The following is a 24953-nucleotide window of genomic DNA, read 5'->3' on the forward strand; positions in this document are numbered from 1 at the left end:
AAAAAACCTGGCCGAGGCCAGGTTTTTTTTTGGGCTTCGAGCGGCAAGCTTCAAGCTGCAAGTTAGAAGCGGTGCGTACTGCTCTGGCTCTTCACTTGAAGCTTGTCGCTTGAAGCTCGTCGCTGCTCCCCTAGAACAAATCAATCGGCGCCGCTTCATCCGCCGGCAGCGGGCTGCCTGGGGCGACGCCGTTACCCAGTTCGTTGACCGACGGTGGTGTGTCTTCGCTCTTGAACAGTTCGAAGTACGCGCCAGGGGTACCTGGGGCGGCGGCGCGGCCGCTGACCGGGTCGACACGCAGGCTGAGGATGCCTTCCGGCTCCGGCTGGGTGTGCGGCGGCTTGTCCTTGAGGGCGGCGCCCATGTAGCTCATCCAGATCGGCAGCGCGACGGTGCCGCCGAACTCACGACGACCCAGGCTCTCGGGCTGGTCGAAGCCGGTCCAGACGGTGGTCACGTAGTCGGCATTGTAGCCGGAGAACCAGGCGTCCTTGGATTCGTTGGTGGTGCCTGTCTTGCCCGCCAGGTCGGTACGGCCCAGGGCCAGGGCGCGGCGACCGGTGCCGAGCTTGATCACGTCCTGCAACATGCTGTTGAGAATGTAGGTGGTGCGACCGTCGACGATACGCTCGGCAATTGCCGGTGCTTGCGGCACTGCCGGCGCCGTCGTGGCTTCGCCTGGCGTGGCATTGACCGTGAACGTCTCGGTGGCCGGTGCAGCGACGCCGTCGCTGGCCTGCTCGCCGGTCGGTACTCGCGGTGGGTTGGCGACGAACAGAGTGTCGCCGTTGCGGCTTTCGATCTTGTCGATGATGTATGGGGTGATCTTGTACCCACCGTTGGCGAAGGTGCTCCAGCCCGTGGCGATTTCCATCGGGGTCAGGGTCGCGGTGCCCAGGGCCAGGGACAGGTTGCGCGGCAGGTCCTGCTTGTTGAAGCCGAACTTGCTGATGTAATCGATGGTGCGGTCCACGCCCAGCGCTTGCAGCAGACGGATCGATACCAGGTTGCGCGACTTGTACAGCGCTTCGCGCAGGCGGATCGGGCCGAGGAATGTGTTGGTGTCGTTCTTCGGCCGCCAGACCTTGTCCAGGTATTCATCGACAAACACGATCGGCGCATCGTTCACCAGGCTGGCAGCGGTATAGCCGTTATCCAGGGCCGCGCTGTAGACGAACGGCTTGAAGCTCGAACCCGGCTGGCGCTTGGCCTGCAGCGCTCGGTTGTAGTTGCTCTGCTCGAAGGCGAAACCGCCCACCAGCGAGCGGATCGCACCGTCCTGCGGATCGAGGGACACCAGCGCACCCTGGGCGGCCGGGATCTGGCTGAATTTGAGAGTGTTATCGGTCTGGCGTTGGATACGGACCAGATCGCCGACCTGGGCGACATCCGATGGCTGCCGGGGAACGGCGCCCATGCTGTTGGTATTGAGGAACGGACGGGCCCACTTCATGGTTTCCCAACCCACATGCTCTTCCTGTTCGCCATTGCGGGTCAGCACCTTGATGCCGTCCTTGTCCACCGACGTGACGATCGCCGGCTCCAGGCCGCTGATAGCGCGTTGTTTGGTCAGCTCCAGGGCCCAGGCTTCTTTGGTCTTGCCTGGCAAGCGTGATTCAGGTCCGCGGTAGCCGTGGCGCTGGTCGTAGGTCATCAAGCCCTCATGCAGGGCGGTGTTGGCCATTTCCTGCAGGTTGCTCGGTACCGTGGTGGTCACGCGGAAACCTTCGGTGTAGGCGTCGCTGCCGTAGCGGCCGACCATCTCGGCGCGGGCCATCTCGGCGATGTACGGCGCGTTCACTTCCGGGGTCGGCACGTGATAGCTGGCGTTCAACGGCTCATTGATCGCGGCGGTGTAGTCGGCCTCGCTGATTTTGCCGAGCTTGTACATGCGCCCCAGGATCCAGTCGCGACGCTCCTTGCTGCGGGCCGGGTTGGCCAGCGGGTTGAAACGCGACGGTGCCTTGGGCAGGCCGGCGATCATCGCCATCTGGGCCAGGCTCACCTCGCGGATCGACTTACCGTAATACACCTGCGCCGCCGCCTCGATGCCATAGGCGCGGTTGCCCAGATAAATCTTGTTCACGTACAGCTCGAGGATTTCATCCTTGGTCAGCTGCCGTTCGATTTGCAGGGCCAGCAGGATCTCGGTGGTCTTGCGCGAGAAGCTGCGCTCACTGGTCAGGAAGAAGTTCTTGGCGACCTGCATGGTAATGGTGCTGCCGCCGGACTGGATGTGCCCGCTCTTGACCAATTGACTGGCGGCGCGCATCAGGCTGCCGGGGTCGACGCCATAGTGGTTGGCGAAGTTGTCGTCTTCAGCACTTAGTAACGCATTGATGAAATTGGGTGGAATGTCGGCGAAACGGATCGGCGTGCGGCGCATTTCGCCAAATTCGGCGATCAATTTGTCATCGCTGCTGTAGACCCGCAGAGGAATCTGCAACTGAATACTTCTCAGCGCCTCCACGGATGGCAATCCCGGACTAAGGTAAAGGAACGCACCGCTCAGACCCAGGAGCAGTCCGCAGAAAACGGCGATGATGGACCATCCGAAAAATTTCAGCAGACGAATCAAGGCTTTTGGATATCCAGGCAAGAATGAAAAAGGCGCCAGGTGCAGGGAAGGACCCGAGCTTGCAACAAAGCGAAAAAAAACGCTGGGCATTATAAGCATTTTTTTTCGATGCAAACGCCACCCGGACGTCCGTCGGGCCGGCGTGATTGAACGCAACGCATATTAGAGAGTCCGTAACTCACGGATAGTCATAGGGAATTGGTAGTGCTACGACTCTTCAATAAAAAGACACATGCGCTTCTGGGGATCGACATCAGTTCAACCTCGGTGAAGCTGCTCGAGTTGAGCCGCCAGGGTGACCGCTATCGTGTCGAGTCCTACGCGGTGGAGCCGTTGCCGGCCAATGCCGTGGTCGAGAAGAACATCGCCGAGCTCGAAGGCGTGGGCCAGGCCCTGTCGCGCGTGCTGGTCAAGGCCCGGACGCCCGTACGCAGTGTGGCGGTGGCCGTGGCAGGCTCGGCGGTGATCACCAAGACCATCGAGATGGATGCCGGGCTGTCCGATGATGAAATGGAAAACCAGCTCAAGATCGAGGCGGACCAATACATTCCCTATCCGCTGGATGAAGTGGCCATAGATTTCGAAGTGCAGGGTGTTTCGCCACGCAGCGCCGAGCGGGTCGAAGTGCTGCTGGCCGCCTGCCGCAAGGAAAACGTCGAGGTTCGCGAGGCTGCCCTTGCCCTGGCGGGGCTGACGGCCCGGGTGGTCGATGTGGAGGCCTATGCGCTGGAGCGTGCCTTCGGCCTGCTCGCCACGCAGTTGGCGGCGTCCCAGGAGCGGCTGACCGTTGCGGTCGTCGACGTGGGAGCCACCATGACGACCCTCAGTGTCCTGCACAACGGGCGCATCATCTACACCCGCGAGCAGTTGTTCGGCGGTCGCCAGCTTACCGAGGAAATCCAGCGCCGTTATGGCCTGACGCCCGAGCAGGCCGGGCTGGCAAAGAAACAGGGCGGCTTGCCGGACGATTACCTCGCCGAGGTCCTGCAACCGTTTCGCGAGGCGCTGGTACAGCAGGTCTCGCGATCCCTGCAATTTTTCTTCGCCTCGGGCCAGTACAGTTCGGTCGATCACATTCTGTTGGCCGGCGGCACGGCCTCGGTGGCCGGCCTGGACCGGTTGATCGAGCAGCGCCTGGGCACGCCGACCCAGGTCGCCAATCCGTTTACCAACATGGCCCTGAGCAGCAAGGTCAACGCCGGTGCCCTGGCCAGTGACGCGCCGGCGCTGATGATTGCCTGTGGTCTGGCCCTCAGGAGTTTCGACTGATGGCACGGATCAACCTGCTTCCATGGCGCGAGGAGCTGCGTGAAGAGCGTCGTAAACGTTTCCTGCTGGCGTTGGCGGGGGCGCTGGTCGGCGCGGTGGGCGTGACGCTGATTGCGCTCCAGTACATCAACAGCGCGATCGACCATCAACTGGCGCGCAACGGCCACATATCAGAACAGATCGCGGTGCTGGATGAGCGCATCAAGCAGATCAGCGAGTTGAAAGCCCGCCGTCAGCAACTGCTGGAACGCATGCGCATCATCCAGGACCTGCAAGGCAACCGGCCGGTCAGCGGGCGTATTTTCGACCAGTTGGTAAGGACCCTGCCGGACGGGGTGTATTTCACCGAAGTGAAAATGGAAGACCACACGCTCTCTATCAAGGGCGTCGCAGAGTCGAACAATCGGGTTTCGGACCTGATGCGCAACCTCGATGCCTCGGACCTGTTCGACGCCCCCAGCCTGACGGAGGTCAAGGCCACCACCGCTGGCCAGCTGGACCAGGCCAACGTTTTCCAGTTGACGGTCCGCCAGACCCGTCCGGCCGAAATGGAGGACGAGCAATGAAGCCTGGGGAGTGGCTGGACGCGCTGCGCAAGGTCGATTTCAGTGACCTGGACACCAATAACATTGGCTCATGGCCCGCACCGGTCAAGTGGCTGGCCGGACTGCTGCTGGTGATCCTGGTATTGGGGCTGGGCTACAACTTTGCCTTGAGTGAGCGAGAAGATCATTTGCAGCAGGTGCGTGAGGAAGAAAACACCCTCAAGGCACAGTTTGCGGGCAAGGCCCATATGGCGGCCAACCTGGAGCGCTACACCGAGCAGATGAAACAGATGGAAGCCTCTTTCGGCGTGTTGCTGCGGCAGTTGCCCAGCGATACCGAAGTGCCAGGCCTGCTGGAGGACATCACCCGCACCGGCCTGGGCAGTGGCCTGGAGTTCGAGGAGATCAAACTGCTGCCGGAGGAGACCCAGCCGTTCTACATCGAATTGCCGATCCAGATCACCGTGACCGGCGACTATCACGACCTGGCGACCTTTGTCAGCGGGGTGGCCGGGTTGCCCCGGATCGTCACCCTGCACGATTTCGAGATCGCGCCCATGGAGCCCGAGGCCGGCACCAAGCTACGCATGAGCATCCAGGCCAAGACCTATCGGTACAACGAGCAGGAGGCGCAGCCATGAAGCCGGTGTGCCGCAGCTGCCTGCTGGTGGGCCTGCTCGCGTTGGCGGGTTGCAACAACGATAACGGCTTCAGCGACCTCGACGCCTACATGAACGAAATGCGCCTGCGCCCGCCGGGCAAGATCGAGCCGACGCCGACCTTCAAGCCTGCCGAAACCTTTACCTACAGCGCCGCCAACCTGCGCAGCCCGTTTTCCCGGCAGGTCCGGGTGGACCTGGCCGGCCGGCAGAAGGGCTCGCACAACGTCCGGCCCGATCCCAATCGGATCAAGCAGTATCTGGAAGGCTTCAACATCGAGCAGTTTGAAATGGTCGGTACGCTCTCCAACGCCAGCGGTTCCTTCGCGCTGCTGCGCGGAGCGGGCGGGGTGCATCGACTCAAGGTCGGTGACTATCTGGGGCGTAACGACGGGCGGATCGTCTCGATCAGCGCGACCCAGGTCGATGTGGTGGAGATCGTTCCCGATGGCGATGGTGCCTGGCTCGAGCGACCACGGACCATACCTTTGAAAGAGCACTCAATAGTGGAACCCCAACAATGAACAGGATTTTCTCTGCCTTCGGTATTTCGCTATGGATAGCGCTGTTATCGCCGATGGCTGATGCTGCCAGCCTGAAAACGCTGGATGTCGCGGCGCTTCCGGGGGACCGTGTCGAGCTGAAGCTGGCTTTCGACGGGCCGCCCCCGACACCCCGGGGCTACACCACCGAGCAACCGGCGCGAATTGCCTTGGATCTGCCGGGAGTGACCAATCAGCTGGCCAGCAGGAGCCATGACCTGGGCGGTGGCAATGCCCGTAGCGCTACCGTGGTCGAGGCGGGGGATCGCACCCGGCTGATCATCGGCCTGACCCAGCTGGCGCCGTACAACACGCGGGTCGAAGGCAACAACCTGTTCGTCGTGGTCGGCAAGGGTGCCGCACCCAAGGCCGCCGCCCAGGCGCCACGCCCTGCGGTAGCCAGCGCTGCGCCGGCAAGGGCCGGCGCGCCGGTGGGCAAAGCGATCCGGGGCGTGGATTTCCAGCGTGGGACCCAGGGTGAAGGCAACGTGGTGATCGATCTGTCGGATCCATCCATTGCCCCGGATATCCAGGAGCATGATGGCAAGATCATTCTCACCTTCGCCCGGACTCAACTGCCCGAACCGTTGCGGGTGCGCCTGGACGTCAAGGACTTCGCCACACCGGTGCAGTTCGTCAATGCCAGCGCCGGCACTGATCGGGCGACCATCAGCATCGAACCCAGTGGCACCTTCGATTACTCGACCTACCAGACCGACAACAAGCTTACGGTCAGCGTGCGGCCCATGAGTGTCGAAGACCTGCAGAAGCGCAATTCCGACCGTGCGGCCTATAGTGGCGAGAAACTCTCCCTCAATTTCCAGGACATCGAGGTGCGTTCGGTCCTGCAGCTGATTGCCGACTTCACCAATCTCAACCTGGTGGCCAGCGACACGGTGCAGGGCGGCATCACCCTGCGCTTGCAGAACGTGCCCTGGGACCAGGCGCTGGACCTGGTGCTCAAGACCAAGGGGCTGGACAAGCGCAAGGTCGGCAACGTTCTGCTGGTGGCGCCGGCCGACGAAATCGCTGCGCGTGAGCGCCAGGAGCTGGAATCGCAGAAGCAGATCGCCGACCTGGCGCCGCTGCGCCGTGAGCTGTTGCAGGTCAACTACGCGAAGGCAGCGGACATCGCAAAACTGTTCCAGTCGGTGACCAGTGCCGAGGCGAAAGCCGACGAGCGTGGCACGATCACGGTGGACGAAAGAACCAACAACATCATTGCCTACCAGACCCAGGACCGGCTCGATGAGTTGCGCCGGATCGTGGCCCAGTTGGATATCCCGGTGCGCCAGGTCATGATCGAAGCACGGATCGTCGAGGCCAACGTCGATTACGACAAGAGCCTGGGGGTCCGCTGGGGTGGCTCGATACAGAACCAGGGCAACTGGAATTCTTCCGGGGTCACCAACGGCAGTTCCACCACCATCGGCACGCCGGGTAGCACCAGCACCAACCAGCCGTTCGTCGATATGGGCGCGTCGGGCAATACCTCAGGGATCGGTATCGCGTTCATTACCGACAATGTGTTGCTGGACCTGGAGCTGACGGCCATGGAAAAAACCGGCAACGGTGAAATTGTCTCCCAGCCCAAGGTAGTGACCTCCGACAAGGAGACTGCAAAAATCCTCAAGGGCACGGAGATTCCCTACCAGGAAGCCAGTTCCAGCGGCGCGACATCCGTGTCATTCAAGGAGGCCTCGCTGTCGCTGGAGGTCACCCCGCAGATCACCCCGGACAATCGCATCATCATGGAAGTCAAGGTCACCAAGGACGAGCCGGACTACCTGAACAAAGTGCAGGATGTACCGCCGATCAAGAAAAACGAGGTCAACGCCAAGGTACTGGTCAATGATGGCGAAACCATTGTGATTGGCGGGGTTTTCTCCAATACTCAGAGCAAGGTTGTAGATAAGGTGCCATTTCTTGGCGATGTGCCGTATCTTGGCCGCCTTTTCCGGCGTGATGTGGTTTCGGAGAAAAAATCCGAGCTGCTCGTGTTTCTCACTCCGCGTATCATGAATAACCAGGCGATTGCTGTGAGTCGTTGATTCTGTGCGAAATTTGATTCTTGTAGGGCCGATGGGCGCTGGAAAAAGCACCATCGGCCGTTTGCTGGCCAAAGAGCTGCGCCTGCCATTCAAAGATTCCGACAAGGAAATTGAGTTGCGCACGGGCGCCAACATCCCATGGATCTTCGATAAAGAAGGCGAGCCCGGCTTTCGCGACCGCGAGCAGGCGATGATCGCCGAGCTGTGTGCGTTCGAAGGCGTGGTGCTGGCCACCGGTGGCGGCGCGGTGATGCGCGAAGCCAATCGTCAGGCGCTGCACGCCGGCGGGCGAGTGGTTTATCTGCACGCCTCTGTCGAGCAGCAGGTGGGGCGCACCGCCCGGGATCGCAACCGGCCGCTGTTGCGTACGGCCGACCCGGCCAAGACCTTGCGGGACCTGCTGGAGCTGCGTGATCCGCTGTACCGGGAAATCGCCGACCTGGTGGTCGAAACCGATGAGCGGCCGCCGCGCATGGTGGTCCTGGATATCCTCGAGCGCCTGCAACAATTGCCTCCCCGTTAATGCGCCTGGCGAAATGCGCTATCCTCGACGTCCCGCTGCGGCCCCGTTGGGGCGTGGCGGATTGCCATTGGATGGCGTCAAAGCAGGCACCGTGGATTTTCGTTAATTGCAGGCAGGACGCCTGATTCCATCTTCACTGTGGGGACACATGCAGACACTTAAGGTCGACCTGGGCGAGCGCAGCTACCCGATTCACATTGGCGAAGGCTTGCTGGACCAGCCCGAGCTGCTGGTGCCGCACATCGCCGGACGGCAAGTGGCGATCATCTCCAACGAAACCGTTGCCCCGCTGTATCTGGAGCGCCTGACGCGCAGCCTGTCGGGCTTTTCGGTCATTTCGGTGGTGCTCCCCGACGGTGAAGCGTTCAAGAACTGGGAAACCCTGCAACTGATTTTCGACGGCCTGCTGACTGCCCGGCATGACCGCCGCACTACGGTAGTCGCCCTGGGCGGTGGGGTGATCGGCGACATGGCCGGTTTTGCTGCCGCCTGCTACCAGCGTGGCGTCGATTTCATCCAGATCCCGACCACATTACTGTCCCAGGTCGACTCGTCGGTGGGCGGCAAGACCGGCATCAACCATCCGCTGGGCAAGAACATGGTTGGCGCTTTCTACCAGCCCAACGTTGTGCTGATCGATACCGCGACTCTCAATACCCTACCGGCCCGCGAGCTGTCCGCAGGACTGGCGGAAGTCATCAAGTACGGGCTGATCTGTGACGAGCCGTTCCTCGGTTGGCTGGAAGACAATGTCGACCGCCTGCGTGCGTTGGACCAGGAGGCGCTGACCTATGCCATCGAGCGCTCCTGTGCCGCCAAGGCTGCCGTGGTCGGTGCCGATGAACGCGAATCAGGGGTGCGCGCCACGCTCAACCTGGGTCATACCTTCGGCCATGCCATCGAAACCCATATGGGCTATGGTGTCTGGCTGCACGGCGAAGCGGTTGCCGCCGGCACGGTCATGGCGCTGGACATGTCGGCACGCCTTGGCTGGATCAGCGAACAGGAGCGCGATCGTGGTATCCGCCTGTTCCAGCGCGCCGGGCTGCCGGTGGTTCCGCCCGAGGAAATGAGCGCGGCGGATTTCCTCGAGCACATGGCAATCGACAAAAAAGTGATCGACGGTCGTCTGCGTCTGGTGCTGCTGCGCCGCATGGGCGAAGCGGTGGTGACCGACGATTATCCGAAAGAGGTTCTACAGGCCACGCTGGGAGCGGACTACCGCGCCCTGGCTCAGCTTAAAGGTTAAGAAGATTTCGATGACTAGTTTGCATGCCGACGAGGCTTTCCTCGGCCATTTCCAGTTGAGCCATGACCCTTTCGCGCCACGGGTCCCGGGCTTCAAATTCTTCCCCGCCCAGCGCAAGCCGGTGCTGGGGCAGTTGCATCACCTGGCGCGCTACAGCCAGTTGCTGTTGGTGGTCACCGGTCCCCAGGGCAGCGGCAAGACCTTGCTGCGCCAGGCGCTGGTGGCCAGCACCAACAAACAATCGGTGCAGAGCGTGGTGGTATCGGCCCGCGGTGCCGGCGATGCGGCCGGTGTGTTGCGTCAAGTGGCCCAGGCGCTGAATGTCGCCCAGGCCGAAGTCGGTGCAATTCTCGATCAGATCGTTCAACTGGCCTTGACCGGGCAGGAGGTCTATCTGCTGGTGGATGACGCCGAGCAACTTGACGAGTCGGCCCTCGAAGCCTTGCTGGGGCTGGCGGCCGGTGCGCCGGAAGGTCGTCCCCACGTATTCCTGTTCGGCGAGTCCTCGCTGATCGCCGGGCTGGAGCAGTTGAATCTTGAGGAAGAGCGGTTCCACGTCATCGAGTTGGCGCCCTACACCGAAGAAGAAACCCGTGAGTATCTGGCCCAGCGTCTTGAAGGCGCTGGCCGGGGTATCGAACTTTTTACCGCCGATCAGATCTCTGAGATTCACGAAAGCGCCGAAGGCTGGCCTGGCAATATCAACCAGGTCGCCCGCGATGCTCTGATCGAAGTCATGATTGCCAGCCGCTCAGCGGTGAAGCGTCCAAGTATGGGGTTCAACATGCCGAAGAAACACGTATTGGCGATTTCCGCGGTGGTTGTGGTTGCGGTCGCCGCCGCCTGGCTGATGCCGGGTCGCAACAAGGCACCCACCACGGGCGCCCCCGCCAACGAACAGGCGCAACTGCCTCTTGGCCAGGACGCACCAAAGCCTGGCGGCGCGCCGGCGGTTGAGTTTGCCGGTAACACCCAGCCGATGCCGCTGCCATTGGTCGGCCAATCGCAGCCGGTCATGCGTGGTCCCCTGGCCGAAGCGGCCGGCGGCATTACCGAAGGCGACGATGGCGCTGCGCCGCCGATCGACGACAGCAGCGATACTCCGCCGACCGTGACCACCACGGCGCCGCCTGTGGGTGTGCCGGCGGGTCCGGCTCCGACGCCTACGCCAGCTCCTGCACCGGCAGCCAAGCCGACCCCTGCGCCTACCCAGGTAGCGACCGCCAAGCCAGCCCCGGCACCCGCCGCCAAGCCCGCGCCGACACCTGCTCCGACAACGGCGGCCAAGCCTGCCGCCCCAGCCAAGGCAGCGGGTGGCAACTGGTACGCCGGCCAGGCCCCGGGCAACTACGTGGTGCAGATTCTCGGCACGAGCTCTGAAGCCACGGCCCAGAACTTCGTCAAGGAGCAGGGCGGCGAGTACCGTTATTTCAAGAAAGTCCTTAACGGCAAGCCGCTGTACGTCATCACTTACGGCAGCTTTGCCAACCGTGATGCAGCTGTTTCCGCCATCAAGGCCTTGCCAGCGAAGGTCCAGGCTGGTAAACCTTGGCCTCGCACTGTTGCCAGTGTCCAACAGGAACTGGCTGCAACTCGCTGAAGATTCGGCGGCCTTACCCAGGCCGCCTCTCCCGGCACCTCAACATTTCCACAAGGGCGAGCGACCTTTCGGGCCGCGCGCCTTGTGGTGTCTGCGTCACAGTAGCGTTTGAGTCGTAGCGGTCGAACCCAAAAAAGTTTTGACTAGCACAGCATATAGCTTTAAACCTTTCACAAATGCGACATGAATTTGCGACAGTTCGTCGTCAAATTTGTGGGGCTCTGTGTCGGTGTGTACAATGACCTCCCTTTTGCCCCCGCAAAGCTGGCGTACGTTCGGCGCGGAATGCAACTGGTTGAATTGAAAAGAAATTTGCCTCGAAAGAGGCAGCCTGGTGAGAAAGTGTCTATGAAAGCAGGTCTGTACCAACCAGATGAATTCAAGGATAACTGCGGTTTCGGCCTGATAGCCCACATGCAGGGCGAGCCCAGCCATACCCTTTTGCAAACGGCCATTGAGGCCCTGACCTGCATGACCCACCGCGGTGGGATCAACGCCGACGGCAAGACCGGTGACGGTTGTGGCTTGCTGATTCAAAAGCCAGACGAGTTCCTGCGAGCCATTGCCCAGGAAACGTTCGGCGTGACCCTGCCCAAGCAATACGCCGTGGGCATGGTGTTCTTCAACCAGGATCCGGTGAAGGCCCAAGCGGCTCGCGAGAACATGAACCGCGAGATCCTGGCCGCCGGCCTGCAACTGGTGGGTTGGCGTAAAGTGCCGATCGACACCAGCGTCCTCGGCCGCCTGGCCCTTGAGCGCCTGCCGCAGATCGAACAGGTGTTCATCGCCGGCGAAGGCCTGAGCGACCAGGAAATGTCGATCAAGCTGTTCAGCTCCCGTCGTCGCTCGTCCGTGGCCAACGCCGCCGACACCGATCACTACATCTGCAGCTTTTCCCACAAGACCATCATCTATAAAGGCCTGATGATGCCGGCGGACCTTACCGCCTTTTATCCGGACCTGAGCGACGAGCGCCTGAAAACCGCGATCTGCGTGTTCCACCAGCGCTTCTCCACCAACACCCTGCCGAAATGGCCGCTGGCCCAGCCATTCCGCTTCCTCGCCCACAACGGCGAGATCAACACCATTACCGGCAACCGTAACTGGGCGCTGGCCCGTCGTACCAAGTTCGCCAACGACCTGATGCCGGACCTTGAAGAGCTCGGTCCGCTGGTCAACCGCGTGGGTTCGGACTCCTCGAGCATGGACAACATGCTCGAATTGATGGTGACCGGCGGTATCGACCTGTTCCGCGGCGTGCGCATGCTGGTGCCGCCGGCATGGCAGAACGTCGAGACCATGGACCCGGACCTGCGGGCGTTCTACGAATACAACTCCATGCACATGGAGCCGTGGGACGGCCCGGCCGGTATCGTGATGACCGACGGTCGCTATGCCGTTTGCCTGCTCGACCGCAACGGCCTGCGCCCGGCGCGCTGGGTCACCACCACCAACGGTTTCATCACCCTGGCGTCGGAAATCGGCGTCTGGAACTACCAGCCCGAAGACGTCATTGCCAAGGGCCGCGTAGGCCCTGGCCAGATCTTCGCCGTGGACACCGAAACCGGCCAGATCCTCGACACCGATGCCATCGACAACCGACTCAAGTCCCGTCATCCGTACAAGCAATGGTTGCGCAAGAACGCCCTGCGCATCCAGGCGACCATGGAAGACAACGACCACGGCTCGGCTTTCTACGACGTCGACCAGCTCAAGCAGTACATGAAGATGTACCAGGTGACGTTCGAAGAGCGTGACCAGGTGCTGCGTCCGCTGGGTGAGCAAGGCTATGAAGCCGTCGGTTCCATGGGCGACGACACGCCAATGGCCGTGCTGTCGCAGCGTGTACGCACGCCATACGACTATTTCCGCCAGCAGTTCGCCCAGGTGACCAACCCACCGATCGACCCGCTGCGCGAAGCCATCGTGATGTCCCTGGAAATCTGCCTGGGCGCCGAGCGCAACATCTTCCAGGAATCGCCGGAGCACGCCTCGCGGGTGATCCTCAGCTCGCCGGTGATCTCCCCGGCCAAGTGGCGTTCGCTGACCAACCTCGACCGTCCGGGCTTCGCGCGCCAGGTCATCGACCTGAACTACGACGAAAGCGTCGGCCTGGAAGCGGCCATCCGCAACGTCGCCGATCAGGCTGAAGAAGCGGCGCGTGCAGGTCGCACCCAGATCGTGCTGACCGACCGCCATATCGCCCCGGGCAAGCTGCCGATCCACGCGTCCCTGGCCACCGGCGCGGTGCACCATCGCCTGACCGAAAAAGGCCTGCGCTGCGATTCCAACATCCTGGTGGAAACCGCCACCGCCCGCGACCCGCATCACTTTGCGGTGCTGATCGGTTTCGGTGCCTCGGCGGTCTATCCGTTCCTGGCCTACGAAGTGCTGGGCGACCTGATCCGTACCGGTGAAGTGCTGGGCGACCTCTATGAGGTGTTCAAGAACTACCGCAAGGGCATCACCAAGGGCCTGCTCAAGATCCTGTCGAAGATGGGTATCTCGACCATCGCCTCGTATCGCGGTGCGCAACTGTTCGAGGCCATCGGTCTGTCCGAAGAAGTCTGCGAGCTGAGTTTCCGTGGCGTGCCGAGCCGCATCAAGGGGGCGCGTTTCGTTGACATCGAAGCCGAACAGAAAGCCCTGGCGGCCGAAGCCTGGAGCCCGCGCAAGCCGATCCAGCAGGGCGGCCTGCTGAAGTTCGTCCACGGTGGCGAGTACCATGCCTACAACCCCGACGTGGTCAACACCCTGCAGGCCGCCGTGCAGCAGGGCGACTACGCCAAGTTCAAGGAATACACCGCGCTGGTGGACAACCGTCCGGTGTCGATGATTCGCGACCTGCTCAAGGTCAAGACCTTGGATACGCCGCTGGCTATCAGCGAAGTGGAACCGCTGGAATCGGTGCTCAAGCGTTTCGACTCGGCCGGTATTTCCCTGGGCGCTCTGTCTCCGGAAGCCCACGAAGCCCTGGCCGAAGCCATGAACCGCCTCGGTGCGCGTTCCAACTCTGGCGAAGGTGGTGAGGATCCGGCGCGCTACGGCACCCTCAAGAGCTCGAAAATCAAGCAGGTCGCGACCGGCCGTTTCGGTGTGACGCCGGAGTATCTGGTCAACGCTGAAGTGCTGCAGATCAAGGTGGCACAGGGTGCCAAGCCCGGCGAGGGTGGCCAGTTGCCGGGTGGCAAGGTCAACGGCCTGATCGCCAAGCTGCGTTATGCGGTGCCTGGTGTGACGCTGATCTCGCCGCCGCCGCACCATGACATCTATTCGATCGAAGACTTGTCGCAACTGATATTCGACCTCAAGCAGGTTAACCCCAAGGCGCTGGTCTCGGTGAAACTGGTCGCGGAAGCCGGTGTGGGCACCATCGCCGCTGGCGTGGCGAAGGCTTATGCCGACCTGATCACCATCTCCGGCTACGACGGCGGCACCGGCGCATCGCCGCTGACGTCCATCAAGTACGCCGGTGCACCGTGGGAACTGGGCCTGGCGGAAACCCACCAGACCCTGCGCGGCAACGACCTGCGTGGCAAGGTCCGGGTGCAGACCGACGGCGGCCTGAAAACCGGCCTTGACGTGATCAAGGCCGCGATCCTTGGCGCCGAGAGCTTCGGCTTCGGCACCGCGCCGATGATCGCGCTGGGCTGCAAATACCTGCGCATCTGTCACCTGAACAACTGCGCCACCGGCGTGGCGACCCAGAACGACAAGCTGCGCAAGGACCACTACATCGGTACCGTGGACATGGTGGTGAATTTCTTCACCTACGTGGCCGAGGAAACCCGTGAGTGGCTGGCGAAGCTGGGCGTGCGCTCGCTCGAAGAGCTGATCGGCCGTACCGATCTTCTGGAAGTGATCGAAGGCCAGACCGCCAAGCAACATCACCTGGACCTGACCCCATTGCTGGGCAGTGACCTGATCCCGGCGGACAAGCCGCAATTCTGTGAGGTTGATCGCAACCCGCCCTTCGACAAGGGTGAGCTGGCCGAGAAAATGGTCGACATGGCCGCTGCGGCGATCAACGATCTCAGCGGTGCCGAGTTCGAGCTGGATATCTGCAACTGCGACCGCTCCATCGGCGCACGGATCTCCGGTGAAATCGCGCGTAAGCATGGCAACCAGGGCATGGCCAAGGCGCCGATCACGTTCCGCTTCAAGGGCACCGCAGGCCAGAGTTTCGGCGTGTGGAACGCCGGCGGCCTGAACCTGTACCTGGAAGGCGATGCCAACGACTACGTGGGCAAAGGCATGACCTGCGGCAAGCTGGTCATCGTTCCGCCCAAGGGCAGCGTCTACAAGACCCAGGACAGTGCCATCATCGGCAACACCTGCCTGTACGGCGCGACTGGCGGCAAACTGTTTGCCGCCGGCACCGCGGGCGAGCGTTTCGCCGTGCGCAACTCCGGCGCCCACACCGTGGTGGAAGGCACCGGTGATCACTGCTGCGAGTACATGACCGGTGGCTTCGTCTGCGTGTTGGGCAAGACCGGTTACAACTTCGGCTCAGGCATGACCGGTGGTTTCGCCTATGTGCTCGACCAGGACAACACCTTCGTTGACCGGGTCAACCACGAACTGGTGGAAATCCAGCGGATCAGCGGCGAGGCGATGGAAGCCTATCGCAGCCACCTGCAAAACGTGCTGAACGAGTACGTCACCGAAACCGACAGCGAGTGGGGTCGTGAACTCGCCGAAAACCTCGATGACTACTTGCGCCGTTTCTGGCTGGTCAAGCCTAAGGCGGCGAGCTTGAAAACTTTGCTCTCCTCTACTCGTGCGAGTCCGCAATAAACCACGCAGCTGCAAGCGGCAAGCTACAAGCCGCAAGCTAACAGCAGTGCGCGGTGTGCCTGCACAGTGATTTTCTTGCAGCTTGAAGCTCGTAGCTTGAAGCTGCTGTTATGAGGTTTTGAAGATGGCTGAACGTCTAAGCAACGACTTCCAATTCATCGATGTCGGGCGCAAGGATCCGAAGAAGAAACTGTTGCGTCAACGCAAGAAAGAATTCGTGGAGATCTACGAGCCTTTCAAACCCCAGCAGTCGGCCGACCAGGCCCACCGCTGCCTGGGTTGTGGCAACCCGTATTGCGAATGGAAGTGCCCGGTGCACAACTTCATTCCCAACTGGCTGAAGCTGGTGGCCGAGGGCAACATTCTCCAGGCCGCCGAATTGTCGCACCAGACCAACACCTTGCCGGAAGTCTGCGGCCGGGTTTGCCCGCAGGACCGCCTGTGCGAAGGTGCCTGCACTTTGAACGACGGTTTTGGCGCGGTGACCATCGGTTCGGTGGAGAAGTACATCACCGATACCGCGTTCGCCATGGGCTGGCGCCCCGACATGTCCAAGGTCAAGCCGACTGGCAAGCGCGTGGCGATCATCGGTGCCGGCCCGGCGGGCCTGGGGTGTGCCGACGTACTGGTGCGCGGTGGCGTGACGCCGGTGGTGTTCGACAAGAACCCGGAAATCGGTGGCCTGCTGACCTTTGGCATCCCGGAGTTCAAGCTGGAAAAGACTGTGCTGAGCAATCGTCGCGAAGTCTTCACCGGCATGGGCATCGAGTTCCGTCTGAACACCGAAGTGGGCAAGGACGTGACCATGGAGCAACTGCTCGAAGAATACGATGCAGTGTTCATGGGCATGGGCACCTACACCTACATGAAGGGCGGTTTTGCCGGCGAGGACCTGCCGGGCGTGTATGACGCACTCGACTTCCTGATCGCCAACGTCAACCGCAACCTGGGCTTTGAAAAGTCGCCGGAAGATTTCGTCGACATGAAGGGCAAGAAGGTCGTGGTCCTGGGCGGCGGCGACACGGCGATGGACTGCAACCGCACCTCGATTCGCCAGGGCGCCAAGTCGGTGACCTGCGCCTACCGTCGTGACGAGGCCAACATGCCCGGCTCGCGCAAAGAGGTGAAGAACGCCAAGGAAGAGGGCGTGAAATTCCTCTACAACCGCCAGCCGATCGCCATCGTCGGTGAAGACAAGGTCGAAGGCGTGAAGGTGGTCGAGACCCGTCTCGGCGAACCGGACGCCCGTGGCCGTCGCAGTCCCGAGCCGATCCCGGGCTCCGAAGAAATCATCCCGGCCGACGCCGTGGTGATCGCCTTCGGTTTCCGCCCGAGCCCGGCGCCCTGGTTCGAACAGTTCAGCATCCAGACCGACAGCCAGGGTCGCGTCGTGGCCCCGGAACAGGGCCAGTACAAGCATCAGACCAGCAACCCGAAGATCTTCGCCGGCGGCGACATGGTCCGCGGTTCCGACCTGGTGGTGACAGCGATCTTCGAAGGCCGCAATGCGGCTGAGGGGATTCTGGATTACCTGGGGGTCTAAAGACCCCAGCTGCAAGCTTCAAGCTACAAGCTTCAAGTTGAAGCAGGCGCACTTGTGGCTTGCCGCTCATAGCTTGCAACTGCTTTTATGCGACAAATTGCCCCGATAGATAAAAGGCACGGCTCTCGCCGTGCCTTTTGCGTCGCGCTCTGAGAAAATGCCCGCACTTTTTTTCCGGATGCCGACATGACTGCCCTGAAGAACGACCGTTTCCTTCGCGCCCTGCTCAAGCAACCCGTAGACGTCACCCCGGTGTGGATGATGCGCCAGGCGGGTCGCTACCTGCCGGAATACCGCGCCAGTCGCGCCAAGGCCGGCGACTTCATGAGCCTGTGCATGAACCCGCAGTTCGCCTGTGAGGTCACGTTGCAGCCGCTGGACCGTTACCCGCAGCTGGATGCGGCGATTCTGTTCTCCGACATCCTCACCATTCCCGATGCCATGGGCCAGGGCCTGTACTTCGAGACAGGCGAAGGTCCGCGCTTCAAGAAGGTCGTCAGCACCCTGGCCGATATCGAAGCGCTGCCGATTCCCGATCCACAGAAGGACCTGGGCTACGTCATGGACGCGGTCAGCACCATCCGCCGTGAACTCAACGGCCGTGTGCCGCTGATCGGTTTCTCCGGCAGCCCCTGGACCCTCGCCACCTACATGGTCGAGGGCGGTTCATCCAAGGACTTCCGCAAGACCAAGGCCATGCTCTACGACAACCCGCAAGCCATGCATCTGCTGCTGGACAAGCTGGCGCAGTCGGTCACGTCCTACCTCAATGGCCAGATCCGGGCCGGTGCACAAGCGGTGCAGATCTTCGATACCTGGGGCGGTAACCTGTCGGCAGCGGCGTACCAGGAGTTCTCCCTGGCCTACATGCGCAAGATCGTCAGCGGCCTGATCCGCGAGCACGAAGGCCGTAAGGTGCCGGTGATCCTGTTCACCAAGAACGGCGGCCTATGGCTGGAAAGCATCGCTGATGCCGGCGCCGACGCCCTGGGCCTGGACTGGACCTGCGACATCGGCAACGCTCGCCAACGTGTCGGCCATCGAGTCGCCTTGCAAGGCAACATGGACCCGACCGTGCTCTACGCCAAGCCTGAAGCGATCCGCGCTGAGGTCGGGCGCATCCTCGCCAGCTACGGCAGTGGCAGCGGCCATGTGTTCAACCTGGGCCATGGCATCACTCCGGAAGTCGATCCGGAACATGCCGGTGCGTTCCTGCGTGCGGTGCACGAGTTGTCGGCGCAATACCACGCCTGAATCGCAGCCCGAATCACCGAGCCTGTCCGAACTCGTGTCGGACAGGCTTTTTAATGTCTTGTTGTTTTATCTATTCAATTTTCACTCAGGCAGAGGTTTTGTCTGACGTATCTGTTTGGTTTTTGTTTGATAGTTATTTACCGCCCGTAAGAAGTTTCTCTAGTTATGTAAGGGAAATGGAATCAGAGATCATTCCTTCTGTTTTGAGAGAATTTTCCTACATAGGGAACGTGCGAGTTTCTATAAGGTTCGGCGCTTGTAAGGTCTGGCGCTGACGATCCGGCGCGCCTTGCAAGGGGCGGTAATACATCTTTTTAAAACTCGATGGATAGTCTGGAACTTATATGAAAAACAATTTCAACAAGCGCAATCTATTAATGGGGTGCACGTCCTCCTTAGTTCTGTTGTCGTCTCTGGCCGTGTCCCAGGGTGCGCTGGCCCACGGTTATCTCGAAGTGCCACCGTCGCGCGCATTGTTGTGCCGACAAGGTGAAAACAAAAACTGCGGTGGCGCCCAATACGAACCTCATAGTACCGGCGAGACATTCAAGGGCTTCCCGAACGGAGCAGGCGGCGCCCCGCTGCAAGGCCCGTTCGACGGCAAAATCGCCAGCGGTGGCAACTCGCTGTTTTCCGCCCTGGATGCGCAGTCCTCCACTCGCTGGCAGCTGACCGAAATCCGTGATCGCAACATCGCCTTTCAATGGCGATATATCGCCCCGCATCCGGCGACCAAGCACGAATATTTCATTACCCGTGACGGTTGGAACCCGAACAAGCCACTCAAGCGTGCATCATTCGACAGCGCACCGTTCTGTACGATCGATGGCGGTAATCAGATTCCGGTAAGCGGGACCGAGCACAATTGTGTGATTCCCGACAGCAAGTCGGGCCATCACGTCATCCTGGCGGTCTGGACGGTCGGCGATACCGATAACGCATTCTACAACCCGACGGATGTGAACATTCTCGCCGAAGCCGCATTGCCGGGCGGCTGGTCCCCGGTGGGCAGCATTGCGCCGTCGGCGCCACTGCTGGCCGGAGACAAGGTCAAGGCCCGGGCATTCTCCGCAACCGGTGAAAATGCCGAGTACAGCATCGAGATCAGCATCGACAACGCCGAGGAAGGCCGGCCTGAGAACTGGTCGTTCAAACTGGCCGACGCCCTCAACAAGGCCTATCCCCTGATTCGTGCCGGTATCCGCGATGACGAGGGCAATATCACGCCGATCAAGGGCACCAACAAGCTGTACGCCCAGAAAGAAAGCGGCGTGACCCGCTATGAAGTGCAGTTGGACATGAAGGAAGACCCTGGCGCCAGCATGGAGGTCGCTTCCCTGCAGCCGGAATATGTACTGGATAAAGGCCGGGTCAGCATGGCATTCGCAGCGCAGACCAATCGCAGGATGGACCTGCAGGCCACGCTGTTCGATGAAAACAACAAGCAGGTGGGTGCGGTGAGCCAGACCGTGGCTGAAGGCAACACCGGGCTGAGCATTGATGTACGCAGTGCGCCGGGCGCCCACACGCTGACGCTGGTGGGGACCACCGAAGACGGACGCAGCACTCGCCAGGATACCCAGAGCGTCACCCTGATCGGTGAAGGCGCGGGCATCGAGTACGACTTCGTATTCCCTGAAGGGCTCAGCGACTACACCGCCGGTACCAAAGTGCTGCAACCCAAGACCGACGAAGTCTTCGAATGCAAGCCATTCCCTGCGTCCGGCTACTGCAAGCAATACACCCCGAACGCCAACGGCTTCGAGCCGGGCGTCGGTGCCTCCTGGCAGAGCGCCTGGGACAAGCTGTAAGTCCTGACAGGCACGGCTCCAGGCGACCCGCGTGGTTGCCTGGAGCCTTAAAGGAGGACGCAGACATGCATTCCAATTATTCCGGGCGACGGGTGCTGCTGCACTGGCTGTCGGCGGTGATTATCTTATGGGCGCTGGTGTCCGGTTTTTATGTGGCATACATGCCCGTTTCAGCTTCGGTGGAACATTGGGTCGGGTCGCTCAATGTGTCGCTGACCACGTTGCTCATTCCGCTGTTCGCGTGGCGAGCCTGGCTGTTCGTTCGCGAGCTTGAGCCTCATGGGCAGGTGCTTTCGCTGAACAAGCGATTGGCATTGGCGGTTCACACGCTGATCTACCTGACCGTCGGTGTGGTGCTGGTGACGGGCGTGCTGATGATGAAAAGCGCCATCAGCGTCTTCGGACTCGTGCGCATTCCCCATCCACTGGACGACCCGGCGCTGATCGAGCTGGCCAACGTAATCCATACCGGATCTTGCATGGTGCTTTCCGGGCTCGTCGCCCTGCATTTGTGTGCGGTGCTCTGGCATGAGTGTTCCGGGCGTCGGGTCGTGCGGCGGATGTCATTCGCCAAGGCACCGGGCGCGGTGATCGAGCGAGGGCAGCGATGAGTCTTCTGCGCGGGGGCGGTAGCTGGTTGCCGACGATTCTGCTGGCGCTCGTTCCGCTGCTGTACGGGGTATTCCTGGCGGTGCAGGAGTGGCGATATCGCCAGGCGTTGCACCGTGATGTGCCAGTACCGGTCGTTGCGCCAGCCGTCCCGGTCCCCGAGCGACCCAATGTACAAGCCGTGGCAAGCGTGCTCGGTCTGATGCCTGAAGGAGCCCAAGCGCAGAGCGCCGAGCCGATCACCTTGCAGGCCATCTTTGTCGCGGACCAGGGTTTGTCGAAGGCATTGCTGGCGGACGCCGCCGGCGCGCGCATGTACCAGGTGGGTGAACGCCTGCCGGGCGGCAGCGTACTGCGCCGGGTCGAGGCCGGCCACGTGGCCTTGTGGCGCAACGGTCGGGAGGAGCGGGTCGTCCTGCAACAGACCGCTCAGCCGCTGTTGCGCCGGTTGGGACCCGACGACAGGCCCCCTGCGACGCTTATTTCCTCGCAATACCTACGCCCGGTGGTCGGGCAATCAGAGTGATCGAATCATGAACAGCTTTATCCGGGGTCGTGTTTCGCGCGTCCTGTTCTGTCTTGTCGTGTGCTGTCCTTTGGCGTTTGCCGGTTCGCTACGAGCCGAAGAGGGCCGTTGGCAACTGGCGATGAACAATGCGGAACTGCGCGATGTGGTCGATGAGATTTCCGGGATCCTCGGCAAGACCGTAGTGCTCGACCCCCGCGTGTCGGGACGGATCAGCGTCACGTCTCGTCAGGCGCTGGATCGTGAAGGCGTGCGTCGGCTGTTTTACTCGGTGCTCGATGCACACAATTTCACGGTGATCGACGAAGGCGAGCGGATCCTGATCACTCCGGTCAGCGATGCCAAGACGCGCGCCGGTACCAGCGATACCGAAAGCGCCACGCCGTCGCAATTCGTCACCCGGGTCGTCGAGCTGCAATCGAGCATCGCCGCCGATATCGCCGGACTGGTCCGGCCGCTCGTGTCGGGTAACGGTTATGTGGGGCCTTCGGTGTCGTCCAATGCATTGGTGGTCACTGACACGGTCGCCAATGTCCAGCGCATCACCACGGTGGTGCAACAGCTGGATTCAGGGCGCAATCGCAATCATGTGGTACTGCCGTTGCGGCATGCCCAGGCCGCGGACATCGCGCCACTGGTGGAAGCTTCTGCCGGCAAGCGCGAGGGGGACATGGCTGGCCTGGTGATCGGCGACCCGCGCAGCAATCGCCTGGTGATCGTCGGCGCGCCGGCGGTACGCCAGCGCCTGGTCGATCTGGCCCGCACTCTGGATGTGCCGCCAGCCGCCTCCCAAGGCAATGCACGGGTGATCCGCCTGCGCCACAGCGATGCCAGGCAGTTGGCCGAAGTGCTGGAAGGCGTCGGTCAGGAGAAGAAAACCACGTCGACGCTGGCTGGCCAGCGGGAGACCGGCGCTGCCAGCCCGTTCGTGATCAAAGCCGACGAGAGCCAGAATGCCTTGGTGCTGATCGCCGAACCGGCCCAGGTGCGCACCATCGAAAACATCGTCCGCGAGTTGGACCAGCCTCGGGCTCAGGTGCTTATCCACGCAGCCATCGTCGAGATCACCGGGGACATCTCTGAAGCCCTTGGCGTGCAGTGGAGCCTCAACAGTGGCAGCGCCAACGGCTTCGTCAATTTCCCGGGAACCAATATCCCGATCCTGGGTGGCCTGAATTTCGATGACCTTGAAAAAGCCCCGGAAGGCGCGGTCCTGCGCCTGGGCGGGGATCGTTTCAGCGCGCTGGTCTCGGCGCTGGCGGGTAACAGCCACAGCAATCTGCTTTCCACGCCCAGCCTGCTGACCCTGGACAACCAGGAAGCGGAGATCATCGTCGGCCAGAACGTCCCATTCAAGACCGGCTCCTACGCCACCAACAGCAGCGGGGCGGACAATCCGTTCACAACCGTGGAGCGCAAGGACGTCGGCATCAGCCTCAAGGTCAAGCCCTATATCAATGAAGGTTCGACCTTGCGCCTGGAGGTCCAGCAGGAAGTCTCGGACATCGCGCCGGCGGTCTCCGGTGTGGACTCATCGGACCTGATCACCAACAAGCGCGCCCTGAAGAGCACGATCCTGGCAGACGATGGGCAGATCATCGTGATCGGCGGGCTGATCCGCGACAGTGTCCGGACCCAGGAAAGCGGCGTGCCTTTGCTGCGCAGTATTCCCTACCTGGGCGCGCTGTTTCGCTGGAACCGCGACACCCAGACCAAGAGCAACCTGATGGTGTTCCTGCGGCCCACCATCGTGCGCAGCAGCGAAGACCTGGCCGATGTGAGTCGCCAGCGCTACGACGCGTTGCGGGAATTGAGCAAACCGGGTTCGCGCAAGAACAACTCGCTGCTGTTGCCTCGGGACGCCCGCCAGTTGTTCGAGCCATCCAGCGAGGCGCCGGTGAGCGACCTGCGTCAACCGCGCTCGGAGGAACCGTGAGCGAGCAGCTGCCCTTTGGTTTCGCCCGGCGTTTCGGCGTGCTGCTGCAAGGCGAGGGGCCGGACCTGAGCCTGGTCCTGCGCCGGGATGCGCCGTTGAGCGCCGTGGCGGAAGTGCGGCGCCTGTGCGGTCGGGATCTGCCTGTCGAGCTCCTGGACCCCGCGCCGTTCGCGATGCGCCTGGCCAGTGTCTATCGCCAGGGCCAGAGCGCGGCCGAGCAGGTTGCCCAAGGCCTGGACGAGGAATTGGACCTGCTCAGCCTGGCCGATCAGGTGCCGCAGACCACCGACCTGTTGGAGGAGCAGGGCGATGCGCCGATCATCCGGCTGATCAACGCCTTGCTCAGCGAAGCGGTGCGGGAACACGCCTCCGACGTGCACCTGGAAACCTTCGAGCAGTACCTCTCGGTGCGCATGCGCATCGACGGACAGTTGCAGGAAATGCTCCGTCCGCGCCGGGAGCTGGCGAGTCTGCTGGTGTCGCGGATCAAGGTCATGGCGCGCCTGGACATTGCCGAGAAACGCGTGCCCCAGGACGGGCGCATGGCCTTGCGCCTGGCCGGGCATGAAGTCGACGTGCGGGTCTCGACCCTGCCGTCGGCCCATGGCGAGCGGGTGGTGTTGCGCCTGCTCGACAAGCAGGCCGGGCGCCTGGAGCTGGAGCGCCTGGGGCTGCCCGACGATACCCTGGCGGGCCTGCGCCAACTGCTGGGCAAACCCCACGGCATCGTGCTGGTCACCGGCCCCACGGGTTCGGGCAAGACCACCAGCCTGTATGCGGCGCTGAGCAGCATCAACGACCAGAGCCGCAATATCCTCACCGTCGAAGACCCGATCGAATACCACCTGCCGGGCATCGGCCAGATGCCGGTCAACCCGAAAGTCGACATGACCTTCGCCCGTGGCTTGCGGGCCATCCTGCGCCAGGACCCGGACGTGGTGATGGTCGGTGAGATACGTGACCGCGAGACCGCCGAGATTGCGGTCCAGGCCTCCCTGACCGGACACCTGGTGCTGTCGACCCTGCACACCAATACCGCCGTCGGCGCGGTCACGCGGCTGGTGGACATGGGCGTGGATGCGTATCTGCTGGCTTCGTCCCTGGCGGGCATCGTCGCCCAGCGTTTGTTACGCGCGTTGTGCCCGGCCTGCAAGACGCCCTATGTGGCCGACGCCGCGACCTGCCGCCGCCTCGGTCTGGAAGCCGACCGCGCCCCACGGCTGTTCCGCGCCCAGGGCTGCGATCTGTGCCAGAAGGGCTATCGCGGGCGCTTCGGCATTTATGAACTGGTGGCTGTCAGCCCCGCCTTCTCGCAACTGATTCACCAGGGTGCCAGCGAGCAGGCGCTGGCCTGCGAGGCGCGCAAGAATTCTCGCAGCCTGTTCCAGGACGGACGTCAGCGGGTGTTGGAAGGCCTGACCAGTGTCGATGAGCTGCTGCGCATCACCCAGGAGGAGTAGC

General features: G+C 62.0%; 17 protein-coding genes. 16 read left to right on the forward strand and 1 reads right to left on the reverse strand.

Annotated elements, in window-relative coordinates:
* Positions 1 to 130: 130 nt before the first annotated feature.
* Positions 131 to 2575 (reverse strand): penicillin-binding protein 1A, encoded by a 2445-nt coding sequence (locus ACLEJQ_RS17570; RefSeq protein ID WP_440797074.1) that lies wholly within the window; start codon positions 2573 to 2575, stop codon positions 131 to 133.
* Positions 2576 to 2782: 207 nt separating this feature from the next.
* On the opposite strand from ACLEJQ_RS17570, the gene ACLEJQ_RS17575 reads away from it, so the two are divergent.
* From ACLEJQ_RS17575 to gspE, 16 genes are all read left to right on the forward strand, one after another.
* Entirely contained in the window at positions 2783 to 3847 is a 1065-nt protein-coding gene (locus tag ACLEJQ_RS17575) for a pilus assembly protein PilM (protein ID WP_440796895.1), read from the forward strand.
* A complete protein-coding gene (locus ACLEJQ_RS17580; RefSeq protein WP_440796897.1) occupies positions 3847 to 4413 on the forward strand; it encodes a PilN domain-containing protein in 567 nt (188 codons plus the stop codon). Before ACLEJQ_RS17575 ends, ACLEJQ_RS17580 begins: the two co-directional genes overlap by 1 nt.
* The gene (gene pilO, locus ACLEJQ_RS17585; RefSeq protein ID WP_440796899.1) at positions 4410 to 5033 is read left to right on the forward strand and encodes a type 4a pilus biogenesis protein PilO; all 624 of its coding nucleotides are present in this window, start codon (positions 4410 to 4412) and stop codon (positions 5031 to 5033) included. The genes ACLEJQ_RS17580 and pilO overlap by 4 nt, the downstream gene beginning before the upstream one ends.
* Complete coding sequence (locus ACLEJQ_RS17590) at positions 5030 to 5575, forward strand: pilus assembly protein PilP (RefSeq protein WP_440796901.1); 546 nt, start codon at positions 5030 to 5032, stop codon at positions 5573 to 5575. Before pilO ends, ACLEJQ_RS17590 begins: the two co-directional genes overlap by 4 nt.
* Positions 5572 to 7644, forward strand: coding sequence for a type IV pilus secretin PilQ (gene pilQ / locus ACLEJQ_RS17595; RefSeq protein ID WP_440796903.1), 2073 nt, complete (start codon positions 5572 to 5574; stop codon positions 7642 to 7644). Before ACLEJQ_RS17590 ends, pilQ begins: the two co-directional genes overlap by 4 nt.
* 4 nt (positions 7645 to 7648) lie before the next feature.
* Positions 7649 to 8167, forward strand: coding sequence for a shikimate kinase AroK (aroK, locus tag ACLEJQ_RS17600; RefSeq protein ID WP_245143524.1), 519 nt, complete (start codon positions 7649 to 7651; stop codon positions 8165 to 8167).
* Positions 8168 to 8315: 148 nt separating this feature from the next.
* Positions 8316 to 9416, forward strand: a complete 1101-nt coding sequence (gene aroB / locus ACLEJQ_RS17605) for a 3-dehydroquinate synthase (protein ID WP_440796905.1) — start codon at positions 8316 to 8318, stop codon at positions 9414 to 9416.
* Positions 9417 to 9426: 10 nt separating this feature from the next.
* The gene (locus ACLEJQ_RS17610) at positions 9427 to 11016 is read left to right on the forward strand and encodes an AAA family ATPase (RefSeq protein WP_440796907.1); all 1590 of its coding nucleotides are present in this window, start codon (positions 9427 to 9429) and stop codon (positions 11014 to 11016) included.
* A 348-nt stretch (positions 11017 to 11364) separates the two neighbouring features.
* Positions 11365 to 15813: a glutamate synthase large subunit gene (gene gltB / locus ACLEJQ_RS17615; RefSeq protein WP_440796909.1), complete on the forward strand. Its 4449-nt coding sequence runs from the start codon at positions 11365 to 11367 to the stop codon at positions 15811 to 15813.
* A gap of 124 nt (positions 15814 to 15937) precedes the next feature.
* Positions 15938 to 17356 (forward strand): FAD-dependent oxidoreductase, encoded by a 1419-nt coding sequence (locus ACLEJQ_RS17620; RefSeq protein ID WP_047225960.1) that lies wholly within the window; start codon positions 15938 to 15940, stop codon positions 17354 to 17356.
* 186 nt (positions 17357 to 17542) lie between these two features.
* Positions 17543 to 18610, forward strand: coding sequence for a uroporphyrinogen decarboxylase (gene hemE / locus ACLEJQ_RS17625; RefSeq protein WP_440796911.1), 1068 nt, complete (start codon positions 17543 to 17545; stop codon positions 18608 to 18610).
* A gap of 344 nt (positions 18611 to 18954) precedes the next feature.
* Positions 18955 to 20421, forward strand: coding sequence for an N-acetylglucosamine-binding protein GbpA (gbpA, locus tag ACLEJQ_RS17630; RefSeq protein WP_440796913.1), 1467 nt, complete (start codon positions 18955 to 18957; stop codon positions 20419 to 20421).
* A gap of 65 nt (positions 20422 to 20486) precedes the next feature.
* Positions 20487 to 21032: a cytochrome b gene (locus ACLEJQ_RS17635; RefSeq protein WP_440796915.1), complete on the forward strand. Its 546-nt coding sequence runs from the start codon at positions 20487 to 20489 to the stop codon at positions 21030 to 21032.
* Positions 21029 to 21556, forward strand: a complete 528-nt coding sequence (locus tag ACLEJQ_RS17640; protein WP_440796916.1) for a type II secretion system protein N — start codon at positions 21029 to 21031, stop codon at positions 21554 to 21556. Before ACLEJQ_RS17635 ends, ACLEJQ_RS17640 begins: the two co-directional genes overlap by 4 nt.
* A gap of 7 nt (positions 21557 to 21563) precedes the next feature.
* Positions 21564 to 23492: a type II secretion system secretin GspD gene (gspD, locus tag ACLEJQ_RS17645; RefSeq protein WP_440796918.1), complete on the forward strand. Its 1929-nt coding sequence runs from the start codon at positions 21564 to 21566 to the stop codon at positions 23490 to 23492.
* Positions 23489 to 24952 (forward strand): type II secretion system ATPase GspE, encoded by a 1464-nt coding sequence (gspE, locus tag ACLEJQ_RS17650; protein ID WP_440796920.1) that lies wholly within the window; start codon positions 23489 to 23491, stop codon positions 24950 to 24952. The genes gspD and gspE overlap by 4 nt, the downstream gene beginning before the upstream one ends.
* The last annotated feature ends 1 nt before the right edge of the window (position 24953 follow it).

The sequence above is a fragment of the Pseudomonas sp. SMV71 genome (assembly GCF_052042015.1).
Taxonomy (GTDB): Bacteria; Pseudomonadota; Gammaproteobacteria; order Pseudomonadales; family Pseudomonadaceae; genus Aquipseudomonas.